Raw genomic sequence first — 25248 nt, 5'->3', positions numbered from 1 at the left:
TTTATATTCACCGCAGTCACGATAGGGTTTCTCGCTGGCGGTAAGTTGATATAAATCAAAGGAAAAGCCGGGGTTATCTTTGCGTGGAAATCATTATCCTTCTAAATGGGTAGAGTAAACCGGTAAAAAAGATGTGGTTTTTCACGGTGCTGATAAGTTTTGGCGAGTTCTCCTTCACGCCCCCTCAGCCGACGGCAATAAAGGAGTAATCCTTTAGGGGTATGGGTATACTCCGGGTGATGTCTCAGAATAGCCGCACGCCCGGAAAACGATCCCGGTCAGGAGTCATGCCACTATGTTTAAACGCCTGTTCACCCCGCTGACGCTGGTTAATCAGCTGGTGCTGATTGTCCTGCTCTCCACCGCCATTGGTCTTGCCAATATGGCGATTTCCGGCTGGCTGATCCAGGGCGTTCAGGGAAGCGCACATGCGATTAACAAGGCCGGCTCGCTGCGAATGCAAAGTTATCGCCTGCTGTCGGCCATTCCGCTACGCCCGGAAGATCGCTCCCTGCTTACCAACATGCAGCGCACCGCGTTTAGTGAGGAGCTGGTGCAGGCGGCGCGCCGTGATGGTCAGGTTGAGCAACTGACCGCGATCCAGCAATACTGGCAAAGTGAACTGGCTCCCGATATTCAGCGTGCGCGCGATCCGGCAACCGTGCGCGGCGATATTGTCAACTACGTGGCGCGGATCGACGATCTGGTCACCTCGTTCGATCGCACCACCGAAACGCGCATTCAGCGAGTGGTCTGGCTACAGCGGGCAATGGCGGTGTTTATGGCGCTGCTGCTGGTGTTTACGATTATCTGGCTGCGTGCGCGTCTGTTGCGCCCGTGGCGGCAGCTACTGCAAATGGCTCGCGCCGTCAGTCAGCGCGACTTTACCCAGCGGGTTGCTATCAGCGGACGTAACGAAATGGCGACCCTGGGGACCTCGCTCAATAATATGTCGGCAGAGCTGGCCGAAAGCTATGCGGTCCTTGAGCAGCGGGTGCGGGAAAAAACCGCCGGGCTGGAGCAAAAAAACCAGATCCTCTCATTCTTATGGCAGGCCAACCGCCGTCTGCATTCACAGGCTACGCTGTGCGAGCGTCTCTCTCCGGTCCTCAACGGTTTACAGGGACTGACGTTATTACGTGGCATTGAAGTTCGCGTTTACGACAGGGAAGACGAAGAGAACCATCAGGAATTTACCTGTAACTCCAGCATCCGCTGCGATGACATCGGCTGCCATCTTTGCCCGCGCGATATCCCCTCCACTCCCGGCGGCGGCACCACGCTGAAATGGCGATTAACCGACGCCCATAATCAGTACGGGATCCTGCTGGCAACCCTCCCCGCAGGCTGCCATCTGAGCCACGATCAGCAACAGCTGGTCGATACGCTGGTCGAGCAACTCACCGCCACGCTGGCACTGGATCGCCATCAGGAGCATCAGCAGCAGCTTATTGTGATGGAAGAGCGTGCGACGATTGCCCGCGAGCTGCACGACTCTATTGCCCAGTCCCTTTCCTGTATGAAAATGCAGATTAGCTGCCTGCAAATGCAGGGCGACAGCCTGCCGGAAAGCAGTCGTCAGTTACTGGGCCAAATCCGTCATGAACTGAATACCTCCTGGGCGCAATTACGTGAGTTGTTAACCACCTTCCGCCTGCAACTTACTGAATCGGGCCTGCGCCCGGCGCTGGAGGCAAGCTGCCTCGAATACAGCGCCCATTTTGGTTTCCCGGTCCAGCTGGATTACCAGCTGCCGCCACGCTTTGTGCCCTCCCATCAGGCGATCCACCTGCTGCAAATCACCCGTGAGGCGCTGAGTAACTGCCTGAAACATGCCGGGGCGAGTGACGTTAGCGTCACCGTGACGCAGAAAGACAATCAGGTAAAACTGGTGGTGTCCGATAACGGCTGCGGCGTACCGGACAGCGCCGAGCGCACGAATCACTATGGTCTGATTATTATGCGCGACCGGGCGCAAAGCCTGCGCGGTGATTGTCAGGTGCGCCGTCGCGATACAGGCGGCACCGAGGTTATTGTCAATTTTATCCCCGAAAAATCACTTTCATTACAACAAGGAGATACCCATGAATAATCAGGAGCGAGCCACAATCCTGCTTATTGACGATCATCCGATGTTACGTACCGGCGTCAAACAGCTTATTAGCATGGCGCAGGATATTCAGGTGGTTGGCGAAGCCAGCAATGGTGAACAGGGCATTGAGCTGGCGGAGTCGCTGGACCCGGATCTGATCCTGCTCGATCTGAATATGCCCGGCATGAACGGTCTCGAAACGCTGGACAAACTGCGTGAGAAAACGCTCTCCGGGCGCATCGTGGTGTTCAGCGTGTCGAATCACGAAGAGGATGTGGTCACGGCGCTGAAACGGGGCGCGGACGGTTATCTGTTGAAAGATATGGAACCGGAAGATCTGTTGAAAGCGCTTCAGCAGGCCGCTGCCGGAGAGATGGTATTGAGTGAGGCGTTAACCCCGGTACTGGCCGCCAGCCTGCGTGCGAACCGGGCCACCTCCGATCGCGATGTTACCCAGCTTACCCCACGCGAGCGGGATATTCTGAAGCTCATCGCTCAGGGCCTGCCAAATAAAATGATCGCCCGCCGTCTGGATATTACCGAAAGTACCGTGAAGGTCCATGTCAAACACATGCTGAAGAAAATGAAGCTTAAATCCCGCGTGGAAGCTGCCGTCTGGGTACATCAGGAACGCATTTTTTAATCGTGCTACGGCATATTCTCATTTTTGAATGTTACCAGCGGTTCGGTCAGCGCCAGCACGATCTCATTGGATGAGACGCGCTGCCCGCGTTGGTCTTCCACCGTTACCGCCAGTCTCCAGCGGTTTTCCGCGCCCTCGCTATAATCCCACGCCGGCATAATAATGGTCCAGCCCTCGGCGGAGTTGCCGTTGGCCGGCGGCGTCAGGCTGAGCGGCTGCGTATCGCCCTGCCACTCCAGCGTTTTAATGCCAAAGCTGCTGCGGATTTGTAACTTAAGCGCCACCGTCTCGCCCGGCTTTAGATCCCACGGCGGGGTTGCCAGAAATACCGACAGCGTTTTACGCTGGCGTGATTCCATCACTGGCAATGTGCTTCGCTGCACTTCGTCGTAACGACTGCCGCGCAGCGAGCGGCTGGCCGCCACTTCGTTAGCCTCAAGCTGCTTTTTCAGCGGCACGCCAAAACGATAATTAAGCTTCAGCCCGACATCATTCTGGCTGGTGCCCCCCTCGCCCTGCTTATGTTGTGCGCTGAGTGTTACCAGCGGCACCGGGGTGTAATCCAGCCCCAGTTTCACCGCCACCGGGTTGTGCTCGCCCGTACCGTTGCTGAACAAATCGACGCTGTCGCCAAAATACTGCTCCAGGCTGAGGCTGGTATTCAAACGCTGATAAAACGGCAGACGGGCGGCAGCGGTCACATCGTAACCGCGCGCCATCCGCTGCTGGAGGGTCATGGAGGTGTTGTGCCAGCTTTGCAGTGGTTCGTAATAATTCGCCGACAGTCGCAGATTTTCACCCCACGCTTCCGCGCCCAGCCCGGCCCTTGACAGGTTTTCGTCGAGCAGGTTGTCATAAAAGGTGTTGTAGCCGAGCAGCCAGTGTCCGGCAGTCCAGCGCTGACCAATGCCCGCGTTACTCACCAGCCCTTCATCCTGGCGGGTGACGCCAAACTGGGTCCAGCTCAGACGATGCTCAAGATCCTGCAACGGGAAAAACCAGCTGCCGCGGCTACCGGAAAAGTCACCATCATCATCAACGCGCAGCTCAACGCTGGCATTGGTGCCCGGTGCCAGCCAGCTCTGCAACTGCTGATTCACCTCGGAACTCAATGCGTCACGCGCCTGCCCGAGGGCAAACGTTCTGGCCTGCTCTCCGGCATCCAGCCCGTTATCGACCATACTCGCTTCGCCAAACGCCTTCGCCATTTCTGCGAGGCTTTTTTCACCTTCATGGGTGGGCTGAGCAAGACCCAAATCCGGCAGACCATCCTGATTATTATCCAGCGGATTTTCCGCCTGCTCGACGAATGCACCCTGGGCATGAGCAACACCGCCTGCCAGCAGCAAGAGTAAGGACGCGGGGGATAAAAAGAGGAGGTCTCTGGACATTAACCTCGTAGAGGTAAAGACAGGCAATAGCATAATCCTACCTTAGCCTTTTTCCTGCGGGTTTTCATCCCTGCACGAAATTTCAGGAAAATCCCTAACCCTGCCGCTGCGGTTTAACTACAGTTAAGGCGTGACCCTCTGGAGAGCATCATCATGCTAACGACGCTGAAACCTTTGTTGTGCGGCGCACTACTGATTTACGCTGGCGGCGCTGCGGCCGATTCACTTTTTATGCTGCAATCCCCCGCCTTTGCCGACAACGGGATGATGGATAAAAAATTTGCCGGTAATGCCAAAGATAATCCTAACTGTACCGGTGAAAACAACTCTCCGCCGCTGGTGTGGAGCAACTTACCGCAGGAAACCAAAAGCCTGGCGCTGATCGTTCACGATCCTGAAGGCGCAAAAGGATTAGGGGTAACGCATCTGGTGGCGTATAACATCCCCGCTTCGGCAACCGGGTTTACTGCCGACGCGCTGCGCGACGGCAAAGGGTTTACCGGCGGTAAAAATACGCCGGGGAACGATCGCTGGCACGGTCCCTGTCCGCCTCCGGGCAGTGGCGCTCACCACTATACCTTTACGCTTATTGCCACCTCACTCGCCCCCGACCTCCCGGCGGGATTAACCCGTGAACAGCTCTTCGACAAGCTGAAAGGTAAGACGCTGGCGGCAGCGGGCTTAATTGGGCGCTTCGGTCAGTAGCGAGGGGTGTTGTGCCCGCCTGTTTAGCGGTAGCATAGGGCTTTCAACCCTTTACCCGATGAGAGGAGTAACGATGCAACGCCTTGTGATTATCGCTAACGGAGCCGCTTACGGCAGCGAGTCGCTGTTTAATAGCCTGCGTCTGGCTATTGCCCTGCGTGAGCAGCAGTCTGAGCTGGATCTACGCCTGTTCCTGATGTCAGACGCCGTGACGGCGGGCCTGCGCGGACAAAAACCGGCGGAAGGTTATAATATCCAGCAAATGCTGGAAATTCTTACCGCGCAGAACGTGCCGGTGAAACTGTGTAAAACCTGTACCGACGGTCGTGGAATAACGGCCCTGCCGCTGATTGACGGTGTGGAGATCGGCACTCTCGTGGAACTGGCAAGCTGGACGCTGGAAGCAGACAAAGTATTAACCTTTTAATCCTGTAGCACTGCTTCATATTTTTTTCTTATGGCTTAAATAAGAGCATCAAGTTTACCTGCCGTGTTGCCGATAAATTTCGAAACAACACCGCAGGTAAAATTACTATGTTCAGGTCCATTCGCACTCGCATCATTGCCGCAACGGCCGCCTGTTTAGCCATTGCCCTTCTTCTTAACACCGTGATTAATTACCAGGTCACACGGCATAATAATCAGCGTTCGCAGCAGGAGATCATCACCAGCGCGCAGGCCAGTCACGGCATGGCGATTGCGGACTGGGCCAGCAGTAAACTGGCGATGATCGCCTCCCTGCAATCGGCGGCCCTGTCTGCCGACCCGATCCCGGTGCTGGCGCAGATCGCCCGCGCGGGCGGATTTATTAACGTTTATGTCGGCTACGCCAGCCATACGGCAAAATTCTCCGATGCTAATGGCATTCCTGCGGATTACGATCCGACGATCCGCCCGTGGTATCAGCAGGCGGCAAAGGATAACGCTCCTGTTGTCACGGCACCCTACGTCGATGCCGGAACCGGTAAGCTGGTAGTGACATTCGCCGTTCCGGTTACGGAAAACGGTGAACTGAAAGCGGTTGTCGCCGGGGATGTCTCGATGGATAACGTGGTCGCCAATGTGCGGGAAATCCATCCTACCCCCGCCAGCAGCGGGCTTCTGCTCGACAGCGACGGCACCATTATTGCGGCCAGCGATCCGAAACTGACCTTAAAGCCGTTTAGCGAAATGGTGAGCGGTGCGGACGTTGCCGCACTCGCGGCTGGCAAAACCGTGGAGGGGCAGCTTGGCGGTGCGGACAAAATATTGTCGGCCACCCCGGTTGAGGGTACCCACTGGCGGTTAGTCATCGCCCTCGATCGTAAAGATGCCACCGCCGGAATGGTTTCGCTGCTGAAAGCCTCGGCGTTGTCGTTAATCATCCTGGTGCTGCTGGGCGGCGCGGTGGTGCATGCTATTGTTGCGGCACTCCTGAAACGGCTGCTGACCATCCGCGATGCGATGCTCGCTATCAGCAATGGCACCAACGATTTATCGCAGCGCCTGCCGGAAAAGGGTCACGATGAAATCGCGCAAATTGCCCATGCCTTTAACGCCTTCAGCGATAAACTTGCGGTGGTGATGGTGCAACTGCGCGATGCCAGCGCCTCGGTCCAGACCGCCGCGCGCGAAATCGCCGCCGGTAATCAGGATCTGTCGACCCGCACCGAGCAAGCGTCCTCCAGCCTGCGTGAAACCGCCAGCGCCATTGAGCAGATCACTGCTTCGGTTACCCAGTCCACCGAATCCGCTGCCGATGCCAACGAGCAGGCGAAAAAAGCCAGCCAGGCCGCGTCGCACGGTGGCGAGGTGGTATCTCACGCCATTGAGACGATGCAATCCATTGAAAGCGCGTCGACCAAAATCGGCGACATCACCAGCGTGATTGATGGCATAGCCTTCCAGACCAATATTCTGGCGCTGAATGCGTCAGTGGAAGCGGCGCGGGCGGGAGAACAGGGACGCGGCTTTGCCGTGGTGGCAGGCGAAGTGCGTAATCTTGCCAGCCGCAGCGCACAGGCGGCGAAGGAGATCAAATCGCTTATTGATGCCACCACCAACAGCGTTGCCACCGGCTCACGCTATGTCCGGCTGGCGGGCGAAAGTATGCAGGACATCGTCGCCAGCATCGGTAGCGTATCGGGCATTATGCGTGAAATCAGCATCGCCAGCAGCGAGCAGATGCGTGGGATCCGCGAGATAAACCATGCCGTAAACGATCTCGACCGCATGGTACAGCAGAATGCAGAACTGGTGGTGGAATCCGCTGCCGCAGCCGGAGCGTTACAGGGCCAGGCGGGCGACCTTGCTGAAACGGCGGGCCATTTCCGCATTTAATATTACGCTGGCGCGCAATTTTCGGTTATTTGCGCGCCAGCGGAAACGTTTCAGGCATTTTGTCATTTTTGTTTAAGCTTTGTGCTTTTTTTTGATCAAAATCAGCATTTGTCGCCTCCCCATTTGGTGTTATGCAGAGAGTGAATTGTGAACAACATCACAGACAGGATTTTCCGACAGGGAAAGCGTTGATACTTTTGATGGGGTATAAAATGGCACTGGTGAAAGCAAGTTTGAGATTGTTTGGTGGAGACACGGTGGTCGTTCGTTGTTCCGAACGTTGTCATATTCATTTAATGAGTGCCAAAGAGCGCACTCAGGATCTGCAATCCGATATTCTTAGCGTGCAGGATCGCGAGAACGCTTATCTGACTGTACCGTACAGCGGAACCTGGAACGTCCTGATCGATAGCCACAGTCAGTCGCTGGAACACTCTATCAGTTACGTCGCCGCATGATATCTGTGCCCGGTAGCGCTTACCGGGCATCATTCTCAGGCCAGCCCCGACAGCCTCGTACCACCCAGCAGCGTACGCACCTTCCCCACCAGCTCATTCAGGCAATCATCGTGCATGCCTAATTTGACCAGTTCTTCTTCCAGTGAAAAAAGATACTGGGCGTTGGTACCCAGCGGGCCGCTGGCTGCCGCAATCAGTGGCGCAATGGTCTGCGCGCGGGTATCGGATTCATAAAGCGGGTGACGCGGGTCCATAATAAACACCAGCGCGTTGACCGTACGGCCATCGTCCAGCGCAAGCTGGCACCAGGTGGGCATATAACAGCCGGTAATCATCTCCCGCTTCCACAACAGGGTGAGTTCTTCTTCAAGAACGTCATCACGCAGACGGTAAGCGACCCCGGTGGTGCGCCCGCCCTCTTTCAGTGCAAGCATGCGACCCGGCTGGCAGGCGGTACCGCGTCCTGCGGTTAAGCGCAGGCAAAAGGCGCGATGCCATCCCGGCAGGGTGGCGGTCGCTGACTCGGTAAATTCCAGCGCAGGGTTCCACATCAGCGAACCGTAGCCGAAAATCCATACCGGGCCATCGTCGGGCCGACAGGCCAGCGTCGCCGCCAGCGACGATGCCCGCTGTTCCGCACTCCACAACAGCGATTCCTCAATCACGCCAAATGCCGTTTTACAATCTGCGTTCAGCAGGAAATCACGGGTTAACACGTTATTCTACCTCCACCACGACTACGGCATCCTGCCACATTCGGTCATCCTTACGCTGATGATTTATTACTCAGCCTGTCCTCACGATATGCAAAATACAGGCCGGATGCAACCGTCTCACTCTGACAGCGCAGGAAAATCACCCGTGGCGGAGGTCAGCGGCTATTTTTTCTTATGCCACTTATCATCATCTCCTTTTTCATAATCATTTTTCACCGCCGCCCAGGCGACCCGATGGGCGGTCTCTTCCCGGCTGGCATCTCCCCGACGGTCTTCTTTATCTTTATACTGATCCCAGGCGCTATTAAAAGCCTCTTTGTAGATCTCCTGCGCGTGGGCCGGCAGTACGTTGGTTACGTTATCGGGCAGATCGCTTTTGTTTTTGTACGGCATACTCTTCTCCTCTTAACGGTAAACAATAAGCCTGGTTCAGGAATGCTCTGCCTGCCAGTGAGAGAGGAAAGTGATAATGAGGTAAGCATAATGCGTTGTAATCTCGAATGAATATTCTATAAAGATAGAAATAAAGCCCTTCAAACCGTTTTTTGCTTCAGTAGTAAATAAAAGTAAAAAATCACTCAAAAACACCCGTATTCTGCTACGTTATGGCTTTCGGTTATCTATAATTACAACACATACATATATGGAGATGGTTTATGCCTCACAACGCAGAGGCGGTTAAAACCCGCCACAAGGAGACCTCGCTTATTTTCCCGGTGCTTGCCCTGGCAGTGCTGCTGTTATGGGGAAACAGTCAGTCACTGCCAGCGGTTATCGGTATTAATGCGCTGGCACTAGTCGGTATTCTGGCCAGCGCGTTTAGCGTTGTTCGACATGCAGACGTCCTTGCTCACCGCCTGGGTGAACCTTTTGGCTCACTTATTTTAAGCCTTTCAGTCGTTATTCTTGAAGTCAGCCTTATTTCTGCATTAATGGCTACCGGCGACGCCGCGCCGACGCTCATGCGTGATACGCTTTATTCCATCATTATGATTGTAACCGGCGGGCTGGTTGGAGTTGCGCTTCTGCTCGGCGGACGTAAATTTGCCACCCAATATGTCAATCTGTTCGGTATAAAACAGTATCTGATCGCCCTGTTTCCGCTGGCGATTATTGTGCTGGTATTTCCGATGGCGCTACCCGGCGGCAATTTTACAACCGCGCAGGCGCTGCTGGTGGCGCTGATTTCCGCCGCCATGTACGGCGTATTTCTGTTGATTCAGACTAAAACGCACCAGAGCTTGTTTGTTTATGAACACGAAGATGAGGGTGACGACGACGACCCGCATCACGGCAAACCGTCTGCGCACAGTAGCCTGTGGCATACCATTTGGCTGATCGTGCATCTGATTGCGGTGATTGCCGTGACCAAAATGAACGCGCATCCGCTGGAGGCGCTGTTGACCGAGCTTAATGCGCCGGTGGCCTTTACCGGCTTTCTGGTCGCGCTGTTGATCCTGTCGCCGGAAGGGCTTGGGGCGATGAAAGCGGTGCTGAATAACCAGGTACAGCGTGCGATGAACCTTTTCTTCGGCTCGGTGCTGGCGACGATATCCCTGACCGTACCGGTGGTAACGCTGATCGCCTTCCTGACGGGCAATACGCTGGTCTTTGCGCTGGGCGCGCCGGAAATGGTTGTTATGATCGCCTCCCTGATGCTATGCCAGCTCTCCTTCTCCACCGGGCGTACCAATGTCCTGAACGGCGCGGCGCATCTGGCGTTATTTATTGCCTATTTGATGACGATCTTTGCCTGAGTGTGGCGTGATGCCGGGTGGCGCTTCGCTTACCCGGCCTACCCGATCCTCAATACCCACCCCATTACCCGTCAAACGCCAGGCATCTTTTTGCTCATGCCAATAAAAAACCCGCCGCAGCGGGTTTTTTACTCAGGTGCGGTTTACTTGCTGGTATCCAGCTCGTCAAAACCTTTCACCAAATCGTCAATCGCTTTCATTTGCTTGAGGAACGGCTCCAGCTTATCCAGCGGCAGCGCGGACGGGCCGTCGCATTTCGCATTGGCTGGATCCGGGTGCGCTTCGATAAACAGACCGGCCAGACCGACCGCCATCCCGGCGCGGGCCAGTTCAGCCACCTGCGCACGTCGACCACCAGAAGCCGCGCCAAACGGGTCACGACACTGCAACGCATGGGTCACGTCGAAAATCACCGGTGAGTTGTTAGACACGTTCTTCATAACGCCGAAGCCGAGCATATCCACAACGAGGTTGTCGTAACCGAAGTTCGCCCCGCGGTCACAGAGGATCACCTGATCGTTACCGCCTTCAATAAATTTATCGACGATATTACCCATCTGACCCGGGCTGACGAACTGCGGTTTTTTCACGTTGATCACCGCGCCTGTTTTCGCCATCGCTTCCACCAGATCGGTCTGGCGAGCAAGGAACGCAGGCAACTGGATCACGTCAACCACATCAGCAACCGGCTGCGCCTGGCTGGCTTCGTGTACGTCAGTAATGATTTTCACGCCGAAGGTCTGCTTCAGTTCCTGAAAAATCTTCATGCCTTCTTCCAGGCCCGGACCACGGTAAGAATTAATAGAGGAACGGTTGGCTTTATCAAAAGAGGCTTTGAACACGTAAGGGATGCCCAGTTTCTGCGTCACGGTCACGTAGTGTTCACAGATGCGCATCGCCAGATCGCGCGACTCAAGGACGTTCATCCCGCCAAACAGCACGAACGGCAGGTCGTTTGCGACGTTGATATCGCCAATGCTAACCACTTTTTGTTTCATAGGATCGCCTTATCAGGGTTAAATCGGATTCATTCCAGATTAATGCAACGTAATGTGTTTATGCGAAATCGCGTTAATTTGTGCGCGGATCATCTCACTGATCGGATCTTCCGGACACTGCTCGACGAAATAGTTTAAATCCGTCAATGCAATGTGATCGCATTCAAGCTGCGCGTAGATCAATCCCCGGTCGCGGATTTCATACGGGTCTTCCGGGTTGAACGCCAGCAGCGCTTCGCTGGCCCGCAGCGCCATCTCCATCTGCCCCTCTTCCATCAGCGCGGCTTTCAGGGTGTCCAGCATTTTATGCACGACTTCCGCGTTATCTGCTTCGTCCAGATCTTCGTTAAAAAGTTCTGCAATCGGGCTAATATTGCCTTTCAGCCACACTTCCAGCGTATGCTCGTCGAGCGTATCGCCGTTGAAAGGGTTAATCAGCCATAACTCTTCAGACGTTTCAGCGCGCAATATCAGTTGAGTCGGGAAAATCACCGGAGCCAGTGGCAGCGAGAGTTGCTGGGCAATCCACAGCAGGATCGCCCCAAGAGAGACTGCGCTGCCCTGACGCTTTTGCAGCACCTGGTCCAGCCACAGCGCATCAGAGAGGCGATAGACACCACGACAGGCACCAAATCCCCACTCGTCAAAAAATAGCTCCAGCAGCTTTTCAAGCTGCCGTTCTTCACTCCAGGCCGTGCTGATCTCTTCCTGCGCGAGACTGACCAGATTTTCCAGTTCGTGATAAACGGCCTGCGTTGGAAAATCGGCGCGCACGATCTCTGAAATGCGGATCACGCCCTCGCCCAGCGATGCTTTGTTAAATTCGAAATCGGCCAACGACCTCATAACTTACCCCAATAACGGTATTTTTGTGGTGGCGAGTTTAATGATGATGTAAAGCACCACCAGCCCCAGCATAAACGCGATAAAGCCCGTTTGCTGGCTGCGCGGACAACGACGGTCGAGCGCAACAAAACCCAAAACGATGTAAATAATAACGCCAAATAGCTTTTCAGTCAGCCACGCGCCGTGCGCGGTGAAGGGCAGATAGTGCGTTATAGCAATAAGCCCGACGCCGCTTAACAACAATACGGTATCAACAATATGCGGCACCACCCGAACCCAGCGCTTTGCAGCAAGGGTATTTGCGGTGTAACGCCACCAGTAGCGCAGTACAAACAGGCTAATCGACAGCGTAACCGCGACGATGTGCGTATAAAACACCAGCAGGAAGAGCGTCATAGCTGTCCCAGCGTCAGGCGCTCATTGCCGCCATAATCCTGACAGGTTTCTACCTGTTGATAGCCCATCGCCGTGAATAACTCACGCACCGCCGCGGCCTGTTGCCAGCCATGTTCAAGCAGTACGTAGCCACCGGGCAGCAGGTAATCGCGCGCGGTAGTAATGATATGCGCGAGATCGGCCAGCCCGTTTTCACCCGCCACCAGCGCGCTTTTCGGCTCAAACCGCACGTCACCCTGATCCAGATGAGGATCGGTTTCATCAATGTAGGGCGGATTGCTGACGATAACAGTGAAACGCTGGCCTGCCAGCGCGCTAAACCAGTCGCTGCGCAGGATGGTGACGTTACGAATATCAAGATGCTGCGCGTTGCGTGTCGCCAGCGCTACTGCGTCGGGGAGGAAATCCACCGCCGTCACCTGGCAGTCCGGGCGCTCCGTCGCCAGCGCTAACGCGATCGCGCCAGTACCCGTGCCGAGATCCAGTATCCGGCATGGTTCAGCGGGCAGACGCGCCAGCGCCTGTTCCACCAGACATTCTGTATCCGGGCGCGGGATCAGCGTCACTGGCGAGACAAACAGCGGTAGCGACCAGAATTCACGCTGCCCGGTGAGGTGCGCGATTGGCTCACCGCGCTCGCGGCGGACCAGCAACGTCTCCAGTTGTTCCTGCTCGGTAGATGTCAGCGTGGTCTCGGCAAAGGCGAGAATATAGGTTCGCGCCCTGCCCGTGACGTAGCCCAGCAAAATCTCCGCGTCACGGCGGGGACTTTCGCTGGCGCGTAAACGGCCAATGGCCCGATCCAGCCACTGCTGAAAATCCATCATTCCTGATCGGCCAGCGCCGCCAGTTGATCGGCCTGGAATTCCTGCACGATAGGTTCGATCAGCATATCCAGCTTCCCTTCCATCGCTTCATCCAGACGGTAAAGCGTCAGGTTGATGCGGTGATCCGTCACACGGCCCTGCGGGAAATTGTAGGTCCGGTTACGATCGCTGCGATCGCCGCTGCCCAGCAGATTGCGTCGGGTAGAGGCTTCTGCCTGCTGACGCCGGGCCGTTTCCGCCGCGCGGATACGCGCGCCGAGCACCGACATCGCTTTGGCTTTGTTTTTATGCTGAGAGCGCTCGTCCTGACACTCCACCACAATCCCGGTCGGCAGGTGGGTAATACGAATCGCGGAATCGGTGGTGTTAACGTGCTGGCCACCCGCCCCGGAGGAACGGAAGGTATCAATACGCAGATCCGCCGGGTTGATATCCGGCATTTCGGCTTCCGGCAGTTCCGGCATCACCGCAACGGTACAGGCAGAGGTATGGATGCGCCCCTGAGATTCCGTTGTGGGTACGCGCTGGACGCGATGTCCGCCGGACTCAAATTTCAGGCGACCATAAACGCCGTCGCCGCTGACTTTAGCAATGACCTCTTTATAGCCGCCGTGCTCGCCTTCGCTGGCGCTCATGATCTCCACGCGCCAGCGGCGGGACTCGGCGTAGCGGCTGTACATACGGAACAGATCGCCGGCAAACAGCGCGGCTTCGTCACCGCCCGTTCCCGCGCGGACTTCAACAAACGCGTTGCGTTCGTCATCGGGATCTTTTGGCAGTAACAACAGCTGTAACTGCTGCTCAAGCTGCTCACTTTTCTCTTTCGCATCGCGCATCTCTTCCTGCGCCATGTCGCGCATTTCAGGATCGTCGAGCATCAGCTGCGCGGTTTCAATATCTTCCTGAACCTGTTGCCAGTCAGTAAAGCAGCGTGAAACATCGCTAAGCTGCGCGTATTCGCGCGACAGCGCCCGGAACCGCTCCTGGTCAGCGATGGTTCCCGCATCGCCCAGCAGCGCCTGAACTTCTTCATGGCGCTCGTGCAGAGCTTCCAGTTTAGCAACGATAGAAGGCTTCATAGGCGTTAATGCACCCTGTTATAAGAATGGTTGTGCTACTCCAGCCCGAGGCTGTCGCGCAAAATATGCAGGCGTTCTTCGTCCCCGTCACGGGCAGCCTGCTGAAGAGATTTGGTTGGTGCGTGGATCAGGCGATTGGTCAATTTGCGCGCCAGATCCTGCATAATAGCCTGCGGATCGCCTCCCTGTTGCAGAGACGCCAGCGCTTTGGCCGTCAGTTCATCACGCGCTGATTCGGCCTGGCTGCGGTACTCGCGGATAGTGATGCTGGCGCTTTGCGCACGCAGCCACGCCATAAACTCACTGGCTTCCTGCTCCACGATAGTCTCAGCCTGCACTGCCGCCGCCTTACGCTGCGCCAGGTTGTGCTGAATAATATTTTGCAGATCGTCAACGCTGTACAAATAGGCGTTAGACAATTTGCCCACTTCCGGCTCGACGTCGCGCGGCACGGCGATATCCACCAGCAGCATCGGTTGATTGCGCCGTGCTTTCAGTGCGCGCTCAACCATCCCTTTGCCGATAATCGGCAGCGGACTGGCGGTGGAGCTGATAATAATATCGGCATCCTGTAAGCGTGCATCAACATCGCTTAAAGCAATTACTTCCGCGCCGACCTCTTCCGCCAGCGCCTGGGCGCGTTCACGGGTACGATTGGCGATAATCATCTTGCTCACGCGATGCTCGCGCAGATGACGGGCCACCAGTTCGATGGTTTCACCCGCGCCGACCAGCATCACCGTCACCGTGGAGAGGGATTCGAAAATCTGCCGCGCCAGAGTACAGGCGGCAAACGCCACCGATACCGCGCTGGCCCCGATGTCGGTTTCGGTGCGCACGCGTTTGGCGACCGAGAACGACTTCTGGAACATGCGCTCCAGTTCGCTGACGTTAAGGTGTCCGCGCTCGGAATCGGCAAAGGCTTTTTTCACCTGGCCGAGGATTTGCGGCTCGCCCAGCACCAGCGAATCCAGACCGCTGGCAACGCGCATCAGATGGCTGACCGCGTCGTTATCCTGATGCCAGTAGAGGCTGTTGCGCAGATCCTCTTCGTTGAGATTGTGATAATCACTCAACCAGCGGATCAGCGCCTCGCGCAAATCGCCCTGCTCCTCAACGCTGAGATAAAGCTCGGTCCGGTTGCATGTCGACAGCACCACCCCACCCTGCACCATTGGCTGCGCCAGCAGGCTTTCGAGCGCCTGATCGAGCGTATCCGGCGCAAACGCCACGCGTTCGCGTAGTGCGACAGGAGCGGTTTTGTGATTGATGCCAAGCGCTAAAAGGGTCATGGATGCGGGAGTAGTACCAGCGTTGATAAGGTTAGTCTGAGCGCATCATACAGGATGCGCGAGGTCAATAAAAGAGACGCTATCCTTTCGGAGTAATTGGTGATAATGCGATTTAAGATAACGTGAACGTAGACGGTATCTTACTGTAACGCTAGCATTAAGCGTTAACTCCGCAACGCACATCAAGGATTTAGGATGATTAAAAGCCGTTTACTTCGCCTGCTACCGCTGACCGCGCTGGTTCTGAGCGCCTGTATGACTCACCCACCAAAAGGTCCGGGTGCCAGCCCTGATGCGCCACAGTGGCGTCAGCACCAGCAGGAAATCCGTCAACTGAATCAATACCAGACCCGCGGTGCGTTTGCCTATATTTCCGAACAGCAAAAAGTGTATGCCCGCTTCTTCTGGCAGCAAACCGGCCAGGACAACTATCGCCTGCTGTTAACCAACCCGTTAGGCAGTACCGAGCTTGAACTGAATGCCAAACCGGGTTCTGTTGAGCTGGTCGACAATAAAGGCCAGCATTATAACGCTGACGATGCGGAAGAGATGATCGGCAAACTGACCGGCATGCCGATTCCGCTTAACAGCCTGCGTCAGTGGATCCTTGGCCTGCCGGGCGATGCGACGGATTATAAACTCGACAGTCAATACCGCTTAAGCGAGCTGAACTACGCCCAGAACGGTAAGACCTGGAAAGTGGTTTACAGCGGCTACGACAGTAAAACCCAGCCTGCACTGCCGTCCAGTATGGAACTGACCCAGGGCACGCAGCGCATTAAGCTGAAAATGGACAACTGGATCGTTAAATGACGCTACGCTTGCCCTCGCCCGCCAAACTGAATCTGTTTTTGTACATTACCGGACAGCGGGCGGACGGTTACCACACCCTGCAAACGCTGTTTCAGTTTCTCGACTACGGCGATACGCTCACCTTTCACCCGCGTCAGGACGGGCAAATCCGTCTGCTGACGCCAATGAGCGGCGTGCCGGATGAACAGAACCTGATCCTGCGCGCCGCGCGCCTGCTGATGCAGGTCGCGAGAGAGAGCCACCGTCTGCCGGGCGGTAGCGGTGCCGATATCAGCATTGAGAAACGCCTGCCGATGGGCGGCGGTCTCGGTGGCGGATCGTCTAATGCCGCCACGGTGCTGGTGGCGCTCAACGCGCTGTGGCAGTGTGGTCTATCGGTAGATGAGCTGGCGACGCTGGGAATAACTCTGGGCGCGGATGTGCCGGTATTTGTGCGCGGACACGCGGCGTTTGCCGAAGGTGTCGGCGAGATTCTGACGCCGGTGTCGGTGGCGGAAAAATGGTATCTGGTCGCGCACCCGGGCGTAAGCATCCCGACGCCGGTGATTTTTAAGGACCCGGACCTGCCACGTAATACGCCAGAAAGGTCAATTGACACGTTATTAAAATGTGAATTCAGCAATGATTGCGAGGTTATCGCAAGAAAACGTTTTCATGAGGTTGATGCGGCGCTTTCCTGGCTGTTAGAATACGCGCCGTCGCGCCTGACTGGCACAGGAGCCTGTGTCTTTGCTGAATTCGAGACCGAAGCTGCTGCTCGTCAGGTGCTAGAGCAAGCCCCGGAATGGCTGCAAGGCTTTGTAGCACGTGGTATGAACCACTCACTGCTACAGCAAGCCCTTTCGGAGCACACTGAGTTTCGGTGACAACGTCACCCTGTTTCAGACGTTGCATCGCGCTCTTTAATACACCGCCTGGATGAAATCGTACCTGGCCCGCACAGTTTTTGGCACATTTCATCCACCACTGGACGCATGCCTGAGGTTCTTCTCGTGCCTGATATGAAGCTTTTTGCTGGTAACGCTACCCCGGAACTAGCACAACGTATTGCCAACCGCCTGTACACTTCTCTCGGCGATGCCGCTGTTGGTCGCTTTAGCGACGGTGAAGTCAGCGTACAAATCAACGAAAATGTACGCGGTGGTGATATTTTCATCATCCAGTCCACTTGTGCTCCCACCAATGACAATCTGATGGAACTGGTTGTTATGGTCGATGCCCTGCGTCGCGCTTCAGCAGGCCGCATCACAGCCGTCATTCCCTACTTTGGTTATGCCCGCCAGGACCGTCGCGTACGTTCTGCTCGTGTACCCATTACCGCGAAAGTCGTCGCTGACTTCCTGTCAAGCGTTGGCGTTGACCGCGTACTGACCGTTGACCTGCATGCTGAACAGATCCAGGGCTTCTTCGACGTACCGGTTGATAACGTATTTGGTAGCCCGATCCTGCTCGAAGATATGCTGCAACTGAATCTGGACAACCCGATTGTGGTTTCTCCGGATATCGGCGGCGTGGTTCGCGCACGTGCGATTGCCAAACTGCTCAACGATACCGACATGGCGATCATCGACAAACGCCGTCCGCGCGCTAACGTTTCCCAGGTGATGCACATCATCGGTGACGTGGCGGGTCGCGACTGCGTGCTGGTTGACGATATGATCGACACCGGCGGTACGCTGTGTAAAGCGGCTGAAGCCCTGAAAGAGCGTGGCGCAAAACGTGTGTTTGCCTACGCCACCCACCCGATTTTCTCTGGTAACGCCGTTAACAACCTGCGCAACTCCGTGATTGACGAAGTTGTGGTTTGTGACACTATTCCGCTATCTGATGAAATCAAAGCCTTACCGAACGTGCGTACCCTGACGCTGTCAGGCATGCTGGCGGAAGCGATTCGTCGTATCAGCAACGAAGAATCCATTTCTGCTATGTTCGAGCATTAATCGGGCCAGTATAAAAGACCCGCTACGGCGGGTTTTTTTTGCTGTTATGTTTATTTGTATGACTAATGCCTCCGTCATCGGTCTGTTTATTCCCCGATGATGCGCTCACGGACGATCACCATCGTGAAAAATATTCTTTCTCCAGATGTGATGCCTTTCCGCGCCCTGATTGATGCGTGCTGGAAAGAGAAGTACACCGCTTCACGCTTTACGCGCGATTTAATTGCGGGCATCACCGTCGGTATCATTGCCATCCCGCTAGCGATGGCGCTGGCTATTGGCAGCGGCGTTGCACCACAGTACGGCCTCTATACCTCCGCCGTCGCCGGGATTGTCATCGCCCTGAGCGGTGGGTCGCGCTTTAGCGTCTCCGGGCCAACCGCCGCCTTCGTGGTGATCCTTTATCCGGTCGCGCAGCAGTTTGGTTTGTCCGGCCTGCTGATGGCAACGTTGATCTCCGGTCTGTTTTTAGTGCTCTTTGGGCTGGCACGCTTTGGGCGACTGATTGAGTACATTCCGCTCTCCGTCACCCTCGGCTTTACCTCCGGGATCGGCATCACCATCGGCACCATGCAGATCAAAGATTTCCTTGGCCTGCAAATGGCGCATGTGCCGGAACACTATCTGCAAAAAGTGGGCGCACTGGTGATGGCGTTACCGACCATCAACCTGGGCGATGCCGCGATTGGCATTGTCACGCTGGGAACGCTGATTTTCTGGCCGCGGCTGGGCATTCGTTTGCCAGGCCACCTGCCGGCATTGCTGGCCGGCTGCGCGGTAATGGCTATCGTTAACATGATGGGATTCAACGTAGCGACGATTGGTTCGCAGTTCCACTATGTGCTGGCGGACGGTTCAAAAGGGAACGGCATTCCACAGCTGCTACCGCAGCTGATCCTGCCGTGGGATCTGCCCGGCTCCTCCTTTACCCTGAGCTGGGACTCGCTGCGCGCGCTGCTTCCCGCCGCGTTTTCCATGGCGATGCTGGGTGCGATTGAATCCCTGCTGTGTGCCGTCGTCCTTGATGGCATGACCGGCACCAAGCATAAAGCCAACAGCGAACTGATTGGTCAGGGCCTCGGCAACCTCGTCGCGCCCTTCTTTGGCGGCATTACCGCCACCGCCGCGATTGCCCGTTCAGCGGCCAACGTGCGTGCCGGGGCCACCTCTCCCGTTTCGGCGGTGATCCACTCCATCCTGGTGATCCTTGCACTGCTGGTGCTGGCTCCGCTGCTCTCCTGGCTGCCGCTGTCGGCGATGGCCGCGCTGCTGCTGATGGTGGCGTGGAATATGAGTGAAGCCCATAAGGTCATTAATCTGCTACGCCGTGCGCCAAAAGACGACATTATCGTCATGCTAATCTGTATGTCGCTGACGGTGCTGTTCGATATGGTGATTGCGATAAGCGTTGGCATCGTACTGGCTTCGCTGCTGTTTATGCGCCGGATTGCCCGCATGACCCGCTTCGCGCCGGTTAACGTTTCCGTCCCTGACGATGTGCTGGTGCTGCGGGTGATTGGTCCGCTGTTTTTCGCGGCGGCGGAAGGATTATTTACCGAGCTGGAATCGCGTATTGTCGGCAAGCGCATCGTCGTGCTGAAGTGGGATGCGGTACCGATCCTCGACGCGGGTGGTCTGGATGCTTTCCAGCGCTTTGTGAATAAGTTACCGGAAGGATGTGAGCTGCGGGTGTCAAACCTGGAGTTCCAGCCGCTGCGCACGATGGCGCGAGCCGGAATAAAACCGATACCGGGTCGTCTGGCGTTCTATCCTAATCGTGACGCCGCGCTGGAAGACGTACCGACGTCCAGTTAACGCTCCCAAACGGCTCTCTGATGAGGGCCGTTTTTTTAATCCTGATTAACTATGGCGACCGTCGCGGCGGCAGCGTTTATCGTAGTGACGAACCCACCAGTAACGATCGCTGACCTGCTCATGTCCACTGATACGCGCCCCGGCCAGCCACAGGATAGCGCCGAGGAAAATGCTGAAGACCGCACCATGCGCGAAAAACTGCGGCAGGTTAAGCTGAGGTAACTGATTCAGAATGGAATATCCTACGCCGACGACCATCACAACCAGGCCCAACACCATAAGTGTATTACCGCATAACGAAGCGTTTTTACGTTTCATATGAACCTCCGGATCGTTGGGTGGAAGGGAAAACCCCTTTTCCTTGTGGATAAAGTATAGCCACCCACCCCGGCGAGGATTGCGTAACGGATCACATTAATGAACATAAAGTCAACATAAATTTACAAATAAGCTATTGAATCGCATCAAATTCTAATAGTTCACTTTAGCAATTAATGCTCTTTTCACTTCACCGTCGCGTAATTTTGTCATTGCCCCGCACAGACAGTACACTACGCGCAAAATATCGACCCTTCAGGAATAATTACGTGAGCATAAAACTGATTGTCGGCCTGGCTAACCCCGGTGCGGAATATGCGGCAACGCGTCATAACGCGGGTGCCTGGTATGTGGATCTGCTGGCCGAGCGTCATCGCGCCCCGCTACGTGAAGAGGGGAAATTTTTTGGCTATACCTCGCGCCTTACTCTGGCGGGGGAAGATGTGCGTCTGCTGGTCCCCACCACCTTTATGAACCTGAGCGGTAAAGCCGTCGCCGCGATGGCGACCTTCTATCGCATTAATCCTGATGAAATTCTGGTGGCGCATGACGAACTGGATCTGCCGCCAGGGGTAGCGAAGTTTAAACTCGGCGGCGGGCATGGCGGCCATAATGGCCTGAAAGACATTATCAGCAAGTTAGGCAATAACCCTGGTTTTCACCGCTTACGCCTCGGCATCGGTCATCCGGGCGATAAAAACAAAGTTGTCGGTTTTGTGCTCGGCAAGCCGCAGGCGGCAGAGCAAAAGCTGATTGATGATGCGATTGACGAAGCGGCGCGTTGTACTGAGGTGTGGCTTAAAGAAGGTCTGACCAAAGCCACGAACCGTTTACACGCTTTCCGGGCGCAATAGCCCGCGATGTGCGGTATTTTTGTCTGGCTCCGTGTATAATAGGCTAAGTTATTTACTTTTCTACAATCTGTTATCGATAACAGATTGATTATCAAGATATTAAGGTGATTTACATCATGGGATTCAAATGCGGTATCGTCGGCTTACCTAACGTCGGAAAATCCACTCTGTTCAATGCGCTCACCAAAGCCGGTATCGAAGCGGCAAACTTCCCGTTCTGTACCATCGAGCCGAACACCGGTGTGGTTCCGATGCCCGATCCGCGTCTGGATAAGCTGGCCGAAATCGTTAAACCACAGCGTATCCTGCCGACCACCATGGAGTTTGTGGACATCGCCGGTCTGGTAAAAGGCGCGTCCAAAGGCGAAGGCCTGGGCAACCAGTTCCTGACCAACATCCGCGAAACCGAAGCCATTGGTCACGTCGTGCGCTGCTTTGAAAACGACAACATCATTCACGTTGCGGGTAAAGTCGATCCGGCAGAAGACATCGACACCATCAACACCGAACTGGCGCTGGCGGATCTCGATACCTGCGAACGCGCCCTGCATCGCGTGTCGAAAAAAGCGAAAGGCGGCGATAAAGACGCTAAAGCTGAGCAAGCGGCGCTGGAAAAATGCCTGCCGCAGCTGGAAAACGCCGGTATGCTGCGCGCGCTGGCGTTAACGGATGAAGATAAAGCCGCTATCCGCTATCTGAGCTTCCTGACCCTGAAGCCGACCATGTACATCGCCAACGTCAACGAAGACGGTTTTGAAAATAATCCGTATCTGGATAAAGTCCGCGAAATCGCCGCGAAAGAAGGTTCTGTGGTCGTTGCCGTATGTGCCGCCGTTGAATCTGACATCGCCGAACTGGACGACGCCGACCGCGACGAATTCATGGCTGAACTGGGCATTGAAGAACCGGGCCTGAACCGCGTGATCCGTGCAGGCTACGAGCTGCTCAATCTGCAAACCTACTTCACCGCAGGCGTGAAAGAAGTACGTGCGTGGACCATCCCTGTCGGCGCTACTGCACCGCAGGCCGCCGGTAAAATCCACACCGATTTTGAAAAAGGCTTCATCCGCGCACAGACCATCGCCTTTGACGATTTCATCACCTATAAAGGTGAACAAGGCGCGAAAGAAGCCGGCAAGATGCGTGCGGAAGGCAAAGACTATATCGTTAAAGATGGCGATGTGATGAACTTCCTGTTCAACGTCTAAGCCGTTTCTATTGTCTCATGCGATCTCAGTGAATCGCATGAAAAATGGAAAACCCCATAAAATCCACGCAATTGCGTGGATTTTTCATTTCATAACGTCTCACGTTATCTCATAATAACGCAGTCAAAAATGAGTACACGGATGAGTACAACATTCTTCCATCTTCATTTTAAGTGAGTACAATGACGGTATAATAAATAAACAAGGTTCCGTTATGCTCACTGATACGCAATGCCGCACTGCCAAGCCGAAAGAAAAACTCTATCGACTCAATGATTTCAACGGTCTCTACCTCGAAGTGAAACCCAATGGCAAAAAGGCATGGCGCTATCGGTTTAAACTCAACGGTAAATCCAGCATGTTTGCGCTAGGTGAGTACCCGGCGGTCAAACTTGCCGAAGCTCGCGAAAAATGCGAGCAAGCGCGTAAACAAGTCGCGGATGGAGTTAGCCCGACACTGGCTCGCCAGTTAGATAAGATCCGCAAGGTCAACGACGCATCCAACACCTTTGAGCTGATCGCTAAAGAGTGGTTGCAGATGAAAGACTGGGCCGAAATTACCAAAACGCGGCGACTGGATATGCTCGAACGAGTGGTTTTCCCCGCCATAGGGAAGCTCCCTGTCAGAGAGATCACTCCACACCACATCCTTAGAATTCTTCAGGAAACGGCTAAACGAGGAGCACCAACAGTTGCCGCTGAAGCCCGCCGCACCATTTCATCCGTTTTTGAACTAGCGGTGGCGACGCTCAGAGCAGATAGCGATCCTGTCTGGCCAGTGCGTAAGGCGATTCCGGCGAATAAGACACAGCACAAACAGGCATTAAACCCACAACAAATCGGGAAGCTATTAAGCTGTTTTGATAACAGTCGTGGCTCATACCAGGTTAACTATTGCATGTGGCTTATGTGGTGGACATTGACGCGTCCTGCAGAAGCCACCGAAGCTGAATGGACAGAATTCGATCTTGATAACGCCCTGTGGACCATTCCGGTAGCGCGGATGAAAGCCCGCAGAGAACATGTTATTCCCCTCCCCTCCCAAGCCGTCAACATGCTCAGAACGCTACAGGGATTAACCGGGCATCGACAGCACCTTTTTCCAGGCAGGGATAATCCGTTAGGTCCAATGACATCACACTCTCTGCGTCAACTACTTAAAAGCCTCGGCTGGAGCGGTACTTATAGCCCACATGCAACCAGAACCACAGGAAGTACCCGCTTAAACGAGATGGGCTATCGACCTGATGCTATTGAGGCCCAACTTGCGCACGCTGATACCAACAATGTTCGTCGCACATACAACCATGCAACTTATCTTGATGAGCGTAAAGTGATGATGCAGGAATGGGCGGATAAGCTTGAGGGATGGGTAAAAAGCACAGACAATAGTACTGATGTGTCGTAAACGAAGATGCTTTGGTGTGTTAACGCTGATTATTAACGATTATTTTCCACAATAGAATAAAAACTACATTTTAACCTACACTTTTGTAAGCAGCTGATTTTAAGAGTATTGTTTGCTGTACTCAACCAGCGTTATGCTCCCTCTGTTTTCACATCTGTCTAATACTACAGGGCATCTCCATGAGCTGATACCTTGTATTCAGCAGTGAAGGCCAGTATGGGAAAGACTCTGGTGAACAAGTTTTAGCTAATAAGCTGGGGATCGCTACTTCTGATGAGATGGATGAGGCTGAACTTGTTCTGTTAGAACAACTCTACCTGTCTGTTTTTGAAGAACAGTTCCCGGAAGGCCAACCCAGCGTAGCTCTGCTAAAAAGCTGGCATCGCCGCTGGTTAGGTAACATCTACGAGTGGGCTGGACAAGAAAGAACGGTGAATATCAGCAAGGGAGGCTTTGTGTTTGCCCCCTCAGCGCAGTTGCCAAAACTGCTGAACGAGTTCGACAGCAAGTATCTGGCTCAATACAAGCCGTGTAGCGACATGGGCGATGTGACCTGCCCCAGGATTAGATACAACGCGCAGTTCGTAATGTCGGCCCCTTCACTATCAGAATTCCTCTTTCTCCAGCCCGCCGCAAATTATGACGGCGTCTGATAATTGAGCGTGCAGTGTGGACGGCACTCGTTAAAATCCTAACGCCATTCACTGATGGTTCTCCTGCATGACTGACGTAGCTGAGCCAATGCTCATTCAGGCATTCATCGCGAAAGCGTCCGTTAAAACTCTAAATAAATCCGTTCTGTATCAGCTTGCCGGGCTGGATAAACCACAGCGCCACTCCATGCTCATAAGCCTACTAATAAAGTGCTTTGCAGGTAAACTCAGGCCCTTGGTCAGTTCTTGTCGTAGCCGGATAGCAGTGAAACAGCACAATGCGACCCATAATACGAGTGGCTTGCACGCCTGAAATCCCAAAGGCAACAGTGAGCGTCCGGCATGCCTTCGTGAAATTATCCACGCAGGTCAGACACTCCGGCTTCTGCTTCTGCTTCTACTTCTCGGAGAAGCCTGATCATCTGTTCGTCGGAAAACGCTTCTTCATAGGGATGTCCTCATGTGGCTTATGAAGGCATTACTAACATCGGGGCCTGCTAATCAACGGGGAGCAGGTCACATCTCTAACAGTATGACCAGATAAGCTATTCCATAGTAAAAAAAACGTGCCCTCTAGCCGTCTGAAACAAAAGTTACAATCTTCACTTGAAGGCTGGTGTCTCAAGGTATATAAGATTAATCTCACAATCATTGAGTAACAGACAAGCTACCCCACAACAAGCTTTATATATAGAGAAAATTGGAAATCACAAGTACTTA

24 protein-coding genes and 2 pseudogenes are annotated in these 25248 nt (G+C 54.7%); 15 read left to right on the top strand and 11 right to left on the bottom strand.

Features of this window, described 5'->3' with window-relative positions:
* Window positions 1-295 precede the first annotated feature (295 nt).
* Both narX and narL read left to right on the top strand, forming a co-directional pair.
* Window positions 296-2092, top strand: a complete 1797-nt coding sequence (narX, locus tag INT84_RS10525; RefSeq protein WP_194206738.1) for a nitrate/nitrite two-component system sensor histidine kinase NarX — start codon at window positions 296-298, stop codon at window positions 2090-2092.
* Window positions 2085-2735, top strand: coding sequence for a two-component system response regulator NarL (narL, locus tag INT84_RS10520; RefSeq protein WP_194206737.1), 651 nt, complete (start codon window positions 2085-2087; stop codon window positions 2733-2735). Before narX ends, narL begins: the two co-directional genes overlap by 8 nt.
* 5 nt (window positions 2736-2740) lie before the next feature.
* Here narL and INT84_RS10515 read toward each other — a convergent pair whose 3' ends face one another.
* Complete coding sequence (locus INT84_RS10515; RefSeq protein WP_194206736.1) at window positions 2741-4126, bottom strand: YchO/YchP family invasin; 1386 nt, start codon at window positions 4124-4126, stop codon at window positions 2741-2743.
* A gap of 153 nt (window positions 4127-4279) precedes the next feature.
* Here INT84_RS10515 and INT84_RS10510 point away from each other — a divergent pair, with 153 nt between their 5' ends.
* From INT84_RS10510 to INT84_RS10495, 4 genes are all read left to right on the top strand, one after another.
* Window positions 4280-4831 (top strand): YbhB/YbcL family Raf kinase inhibitor-like protein, encoded by a 552-nt coding sequence (locus tag INT84_RS10510; protein WP_194206735.1) that lies wholly within the window; start codon window positions 4280-4282, stop codon window positions 4829-4831.
* Between the two features lie 73 nt (window positions 4832-4904).
* Window positions 4905-5258: a DsrE/DsrF/TusD sulfur relay family protein gene (locus tag INT84_RS10505; protein WP_176917881.1), complete on the top strand. Its 354-nt coding sequence runs from the start codon at window positions 4905-4907 to the stop codon at window positions 5256-5258.
* 107 nt (window positions 5259-5365) lie between these two features.
* A complete protein-coding gene (locus tag INT84_RS10500) occupies window positions 5366-7150 on the top strand; it encodes a methyl-accepting chemotaxis protein (protein WP_194206734.1) in 1785 nt (594 codons plus the stop codon).
* A 212-nt stretch (window positions 7151-7362) separates the two neighbouring features.
* Window positions 7363-7608: a DUF1883 domain-containing protein gene (locus INT84_RS10495; RefSeq protein ID WP_176917879.1), complete on the top strand. Its 246-nt coding sequence runs from the start codon at window positions 7363-7365 to the stop codon at window positions 7606-7608.
* Between the two features lie 35 nt (window positions 7609-7643).
* Here the strand turns inward: INT84_RS10495 and INT84_RS10490 are convergent, their stop codons facing one another.
* Window positions 7644-8324, bottom strand: coding sequence for a gamma-glutamylcyclotransferase (locus tag INT84_RS10490; protein ID WP_194206733.1), 681 nt, complete (start codon window positions 8322-8324; stop codon window positions 7644-7646).
* Between the two features lie 162 nt (window positions 8325-8486).
* Window positions 8487-8717 (bottom strand): putative cation transport regulator ChaB, encoded by a 231-nt coding sequence (chaB, locus tag INT84_RS10485; RefSeq protein WP_194206732.1) that lies wholly within the window; start codon window positions 8715-8717, stop codon window positions 8487-8489.
* Between the two features lie 263 nt (window positions 8718-8980).
* Between chaB and chaA the strand changes: the two genes are divergently transcribed.
* The gene (gene chaA, locus INT84_RS10480) at window positions 8981-10081 is read left to right on the top strand and encodes a sodium-potassium/proton antiporter ChaA (RefSeq protein ID WP_194206731.1); all 1101 of its coding nucleotides are present in this window, start codon (window positions 8981-8983) and stop codon (window positions 10079-10081) included.
* Window positions 10082-10224: 143 nt separating this feature from the next.
* Here chaA and kdsA read toward each other — a convergent pair whose 3' ends face one another.
* From kdsA to hemA, 6 genes are read right to left on the bottom strand one after another with little or no spacing between them, the layout of a single operon-like run.
* Entirely contained in the window at window positions 10225-11079 is an 855-nt protein-coding gene (gene kdsA, locus INT84_RS10475; RefSeq protein ID WP_176917875.1) for a 3-deoxy-8-phosphooctulonate synthase, read from the bottom strand.
* Between the two features lie 39 nt (window positions 11080-11118).
* Entirely contained in the window at window positions 11119-11925 is an 807-nt protein-coding gene (gene sirB1 / locus INT84_RS10470; protein WP_194206730.1) for an invasion regulator SirB1, read from the bottom strand.
* A gap of 3 nt (window positions 11926-11928) precedes the next feature.
* Window positions 11929-12321, bottom strand: coding sequence for an invasion regulator SirB2 (sirB2, locus tag INT84_RS10465; protein WP_194206729.1), 393 nt, complete (start codon window positions 12319-12321; stop codon window positions 11929-11931).
* Window positions 12318-13145 carry a peptide chain release factor N(5)-glutamine methyltransferase gene (gene prmC, locus INT84_RS10460; RefSeq protein ID WP_194206854.1) on the bottom strand — a complete coding sequence of 276 codons (828 nt, stop codon included), beginning with the start codon at window positions 13143-13145 and terminating at the stop codon, window positions 12318-12320. Before prmC ends, sirB2 begins: the two co-directional genes overlap by 4 nt.
* Window positions 13145-14227 (bottom strand): peptide chain release factor 1, encoded by a 1083-nt coding sequence (prfA, locus tag INT84_RS10455; protein ID WP_176917872.1) that lies wholly within the window; start codon window positions 14225-14227, stop codon window positions 13145-13147. The genes prmC and prfA overlap by 1 nt, the downstream gene beginning before the upstream one ends.
* A gap of 35 nt (window positions 14228-14262) precedes the next feature.
* On the bottom strand, window positions 14263-15519 hold the full coding sequence (gene hemA, locus INT84_RS10450) for a glutamyl-tRNA reductase (RefSeq protein WP_194206728.1): 1257 nt from the start codon (window positions 15517-15519) through the stop codon (window positions 14263-14265).
* Between the two features lie 195 nt (window positions 15520-15714).
* Between hemA and lolB the strand changes: the two genes are divergently transcribed.
* The 4 genes from lolB to dauA all read left to right on the top strand — a co-directional run bounded on the left by lolB (window position 15715) and on the right by dauA (window position 20087).
* A complete protein-coding gene (gene lolB / locus INT84_RS10445) occupies window positions 15715-16332 on the top strand; it encodes a lipoprotein insertase outer membrane protein LolB (protein ID WP_194206727.1) in 618 nt (205 codons plus the stop codon).
* Window positions 16329-17198, top strand: coding sequence for a 4-(cytidine 5'-diphospho)-2-C-methyl-D-erythritol kinase (ispE, locus tag INT84_RS10440; protein ID WP_194206726.1), 870 nt, complete (start codon window positions 16329-16331; stop codon window positions 17196-17198). Before lolB ends, ispE begins: the two co-directional genes overlap by 4 nt.
* Window positions 17199-17324: 126 nt before the next feature.
* Entirely contained in the window at window positions 17325-18272 is a 948-nt protein-coding gene (prs, locus tag INT84_RS10435; protein ID WP_003856663.1) for a ribose-phosphate diphosphokinase, read from the top strand.
* Window positions 18273-18422: 150 nt separating this feature from the next.
* Window positions 18423-20087, top strand: coding sequence for a C4-dicarboxylic acid transporter DauA (gene dauA, locus INT84_RS10430; protein WP_228066163.1), 1665 nt, complete (start codon window positions 18423-18425; stop codon window positions 20085-20087).
* 45 nt (window positions 20088-20132) lie between these two features.
* Here the strand turns inward: dauA and ychH are convergent, their stop codons facing one another.
* Window positions 20133-20405, bottom strand: coding sequence for a stress-induced protein YchH (gene ychH / locus INT84_RS10425; RefSeq protein WP_176917868.1), 273 nt, complete (start codon window positions 20403-20405; stop codon window positions 20133-20135).
* Window positions 20406-20674: 269 nt separating this feature from the next.
* Here ychH and pth point away from each other — a divergent pair, with 269 nt between their 5' ends.
* The 4 genes and pseudogenes from pth to INT84_RS10405 form a co-directional block, all read left to right on the top strand.
* Window positions 20675-21259, top strand: a complete 585-nt coding sequence (gene pth, locus INT84_RS10420; RefSeq protein ID WP_194206725.1) for an aminoacyl-tRNA hydrolase — start codon at window positions 20675-20677, stop codon at window positions 21257-21259.
* Between the two features lie 116 nt (window positions 21260-21375).
* Window positions 21376-22467 carry a redox-regulated ATPase YchF gene (gene ychF / locus INT84_RS10415; RefSeq protein ID WP_194206724.1) on the top strand — a complete coding sequence of 364 codons (1092 nt, stop codon included), beginning with the start codon at window positions 21376-21378 and terminating at the stop codon, window positions 22465-22467.
* Between the two features lie 214 nt (window positions 22468-22681).
* Window positions 22682-23875, top strand: coding sequence for an integrase arm-type DNA-binding domain-containing protein (locus tag INT84_RS10410; RefSeq protein ID WP_194206723.1), 1194 nt, complete (start codon window positions 22682-22684; stop codon window positions 23873-23875).
* Window positions 23876-24063: 188 nt separating this feature from the next.
* Window positions 24064-24423, top strand: a pseudogene (locus INT84_RS10405) (Fic/DOC family protein); the annotation flags it as partial.
* Window positions 24424-24512: 89 nt separating this feature from the next.
* On the opposite strand, the pseudogene INT84_RS10400 reads toward INT84_RS10405, so the two are convergent.
* Window positions 24513-24907 (bottom strand): annotated as a pseudogene (locus INT84_RS10400) (integrase core domain-containing protein); the annotation flags it as partial.
* Window positions 24908-25248: the final 341 nt, after the last annotated feature.

Origin of the sequence: Superficieibacter sp. 1612_C1 (assembly GCF_015234305.1) — a bacterium.
Lineage (GTDB): Bacteria > Pseudomonadota > Gammaproteobacteria > Enterobacterales > Enterobacteriaceae > Superficieibacter.
Note: the sequence above shows the minus strand (reverse complement) of the source record. Positions and strands in the feature narration are given on the sequence as shown.

Excerpts from the sequence above, each read along its gene's own strand:
- narX (WP_194206738.1), top strand. The coding sequence starts at position 296 with ATGTTTAAACGCCTGTTCACCCCGCTGACGCTGGTTAATCAGCTGGTG.
- narL (WP_194206737.1), top strand. The coding sequence starts at position 2,085 with ATGAATAATCAGGAGCGAGCCACAATCCTGCTTATTGACGATCATCCG.
- INT84_RS10515 (WP_194206736.1), bottom strand. The coding sequence starts at position 4,126 with ATGTCCAGAGACCTCCTCTTTTTATCCCCCGCGTCCTTACTCTTGCTG.
- INT84_RS10510 (WP_194206735.1), top strand. The coding sequence starts at position 4,280 with ATGCTAACGACGCTGAAACCTTTGTTGTGCGGCGCACTACTGATTTAC.
- INT84_RS10505 (WP_176917881.1), top strand. The coding sequence starts at position 4,905 with ATGCAACGCCTTGTGATTATCGCTAACGGAGCCGCTTACGGCAGCGAG.
- INT84_RS10500 (WP_194206734.1), top strand. The coding sequence starts at position 5,366 with ATGTTCAGGTCCATTCGCACTCGCATCATTGCCGCAACGGCCGCCTGT.
- INT84_RS10495 (WP_176917879.1), top strand. The coding sequence starts at position 7,363 with ATGGCACTGGTGAAAGCAAGTTTGAGATTGTTTGGTGGAGACACGGTG.
- chaB (WP_194206732.1), bottom strand. The coding sequence starts at position 8,717 with ATGCCGTACAAAAACAAAAGCGATCTGCCCGATAACGTAACCAACGTA.
- chaA (WP_194206731.1), top strand. The coding sequence starts at position 8,981 with ATGCCTCACAACGCAGAGGCGGTTAAAACCCGCCACAAGGAGACCTCG.
- kdsA (WP_176917875.1), bottom strand. The coding sequence starts at position 11,079 with ATGAAACAAAAAGTGGTTAGCATTGGCGATATCAACGTCGCAAACGAC.
- sirB1 (WP_194206730.1), bottom strand. The coding sequence starts at position 11,925 with ATGAGGTCGTTGGCCGATTTCGAATTTAACAAAGCATCGCTGGGCGAG.
- sirB2 (WP_194206729.1), bottom strand. The coding sequence starts at position 12,321 with ATGACGCTCTTCCTGCTGGTGTTTTATACGCACATCGTCGCGGTTACG.
- prmC (WP_194206854.1), bottom strand. The coding sequence starts at position 13,145 with ATGGATTTTCAGCAGTGGCTGGATCGGGCCATTGGCCGTTTACGCGCC.
- prfA (WP_176917872.1), bottom strand. The coding sequence starts at position 14,227 with ATGAAGCCTTCTATCGTTGCTAAACTGGAAGCTCTGCACGAGCGCCAT.
- hemA (WP_194206728.1), bottom strand. The coding sequence starts at position 15,519 with ATGACCCTTTTAGCGCTTGGCATCAATCACAAAACCGCTCCTGTCGCA.
- lolB (WP_194206727.1), top strand. The coding sequence starts at position 15,715 with ATGATTAAAAGCCGTTTACTTCGCCTGCTACCGCTGACCGCGCTGGTT.
- ispE (WP_194206726.1), top strand. The coding sequence starts at position 16,329 with ATGACGCTACGCTTGCCCTCGCCCGCCAAACTGAATCTGTTTTTGTAC.
- dauA (WP_228066163.1), top strand. The coding sequence starts at position 18,423 with ATGCCTTTCCGCGCCCTGATTGATGCGTGCTGGAAAGAGAAGTACACC.
- ychH (WP_176917868.1), bottom strand. The coding sequence starts at position 20,405 with ATGAAACGTAAAAACGCTTCGTTATGCGGTAATACACTTATGGTGTTG.
- ychF (WP_194206724.1), top strand. The coding sequence starts at position 21,376 with ATGGGATTCAAATGCGGTATCGTCGGCTTACCTAACGTCGGAAAATCC.
- INT84_RS10410 (WP_194206723.1), top strand. The coding sequence starts at position 22,682 with ATGCTCACTGATACGCAATGCCGCACTGCCAAGCCGAAAGAAAAACTC.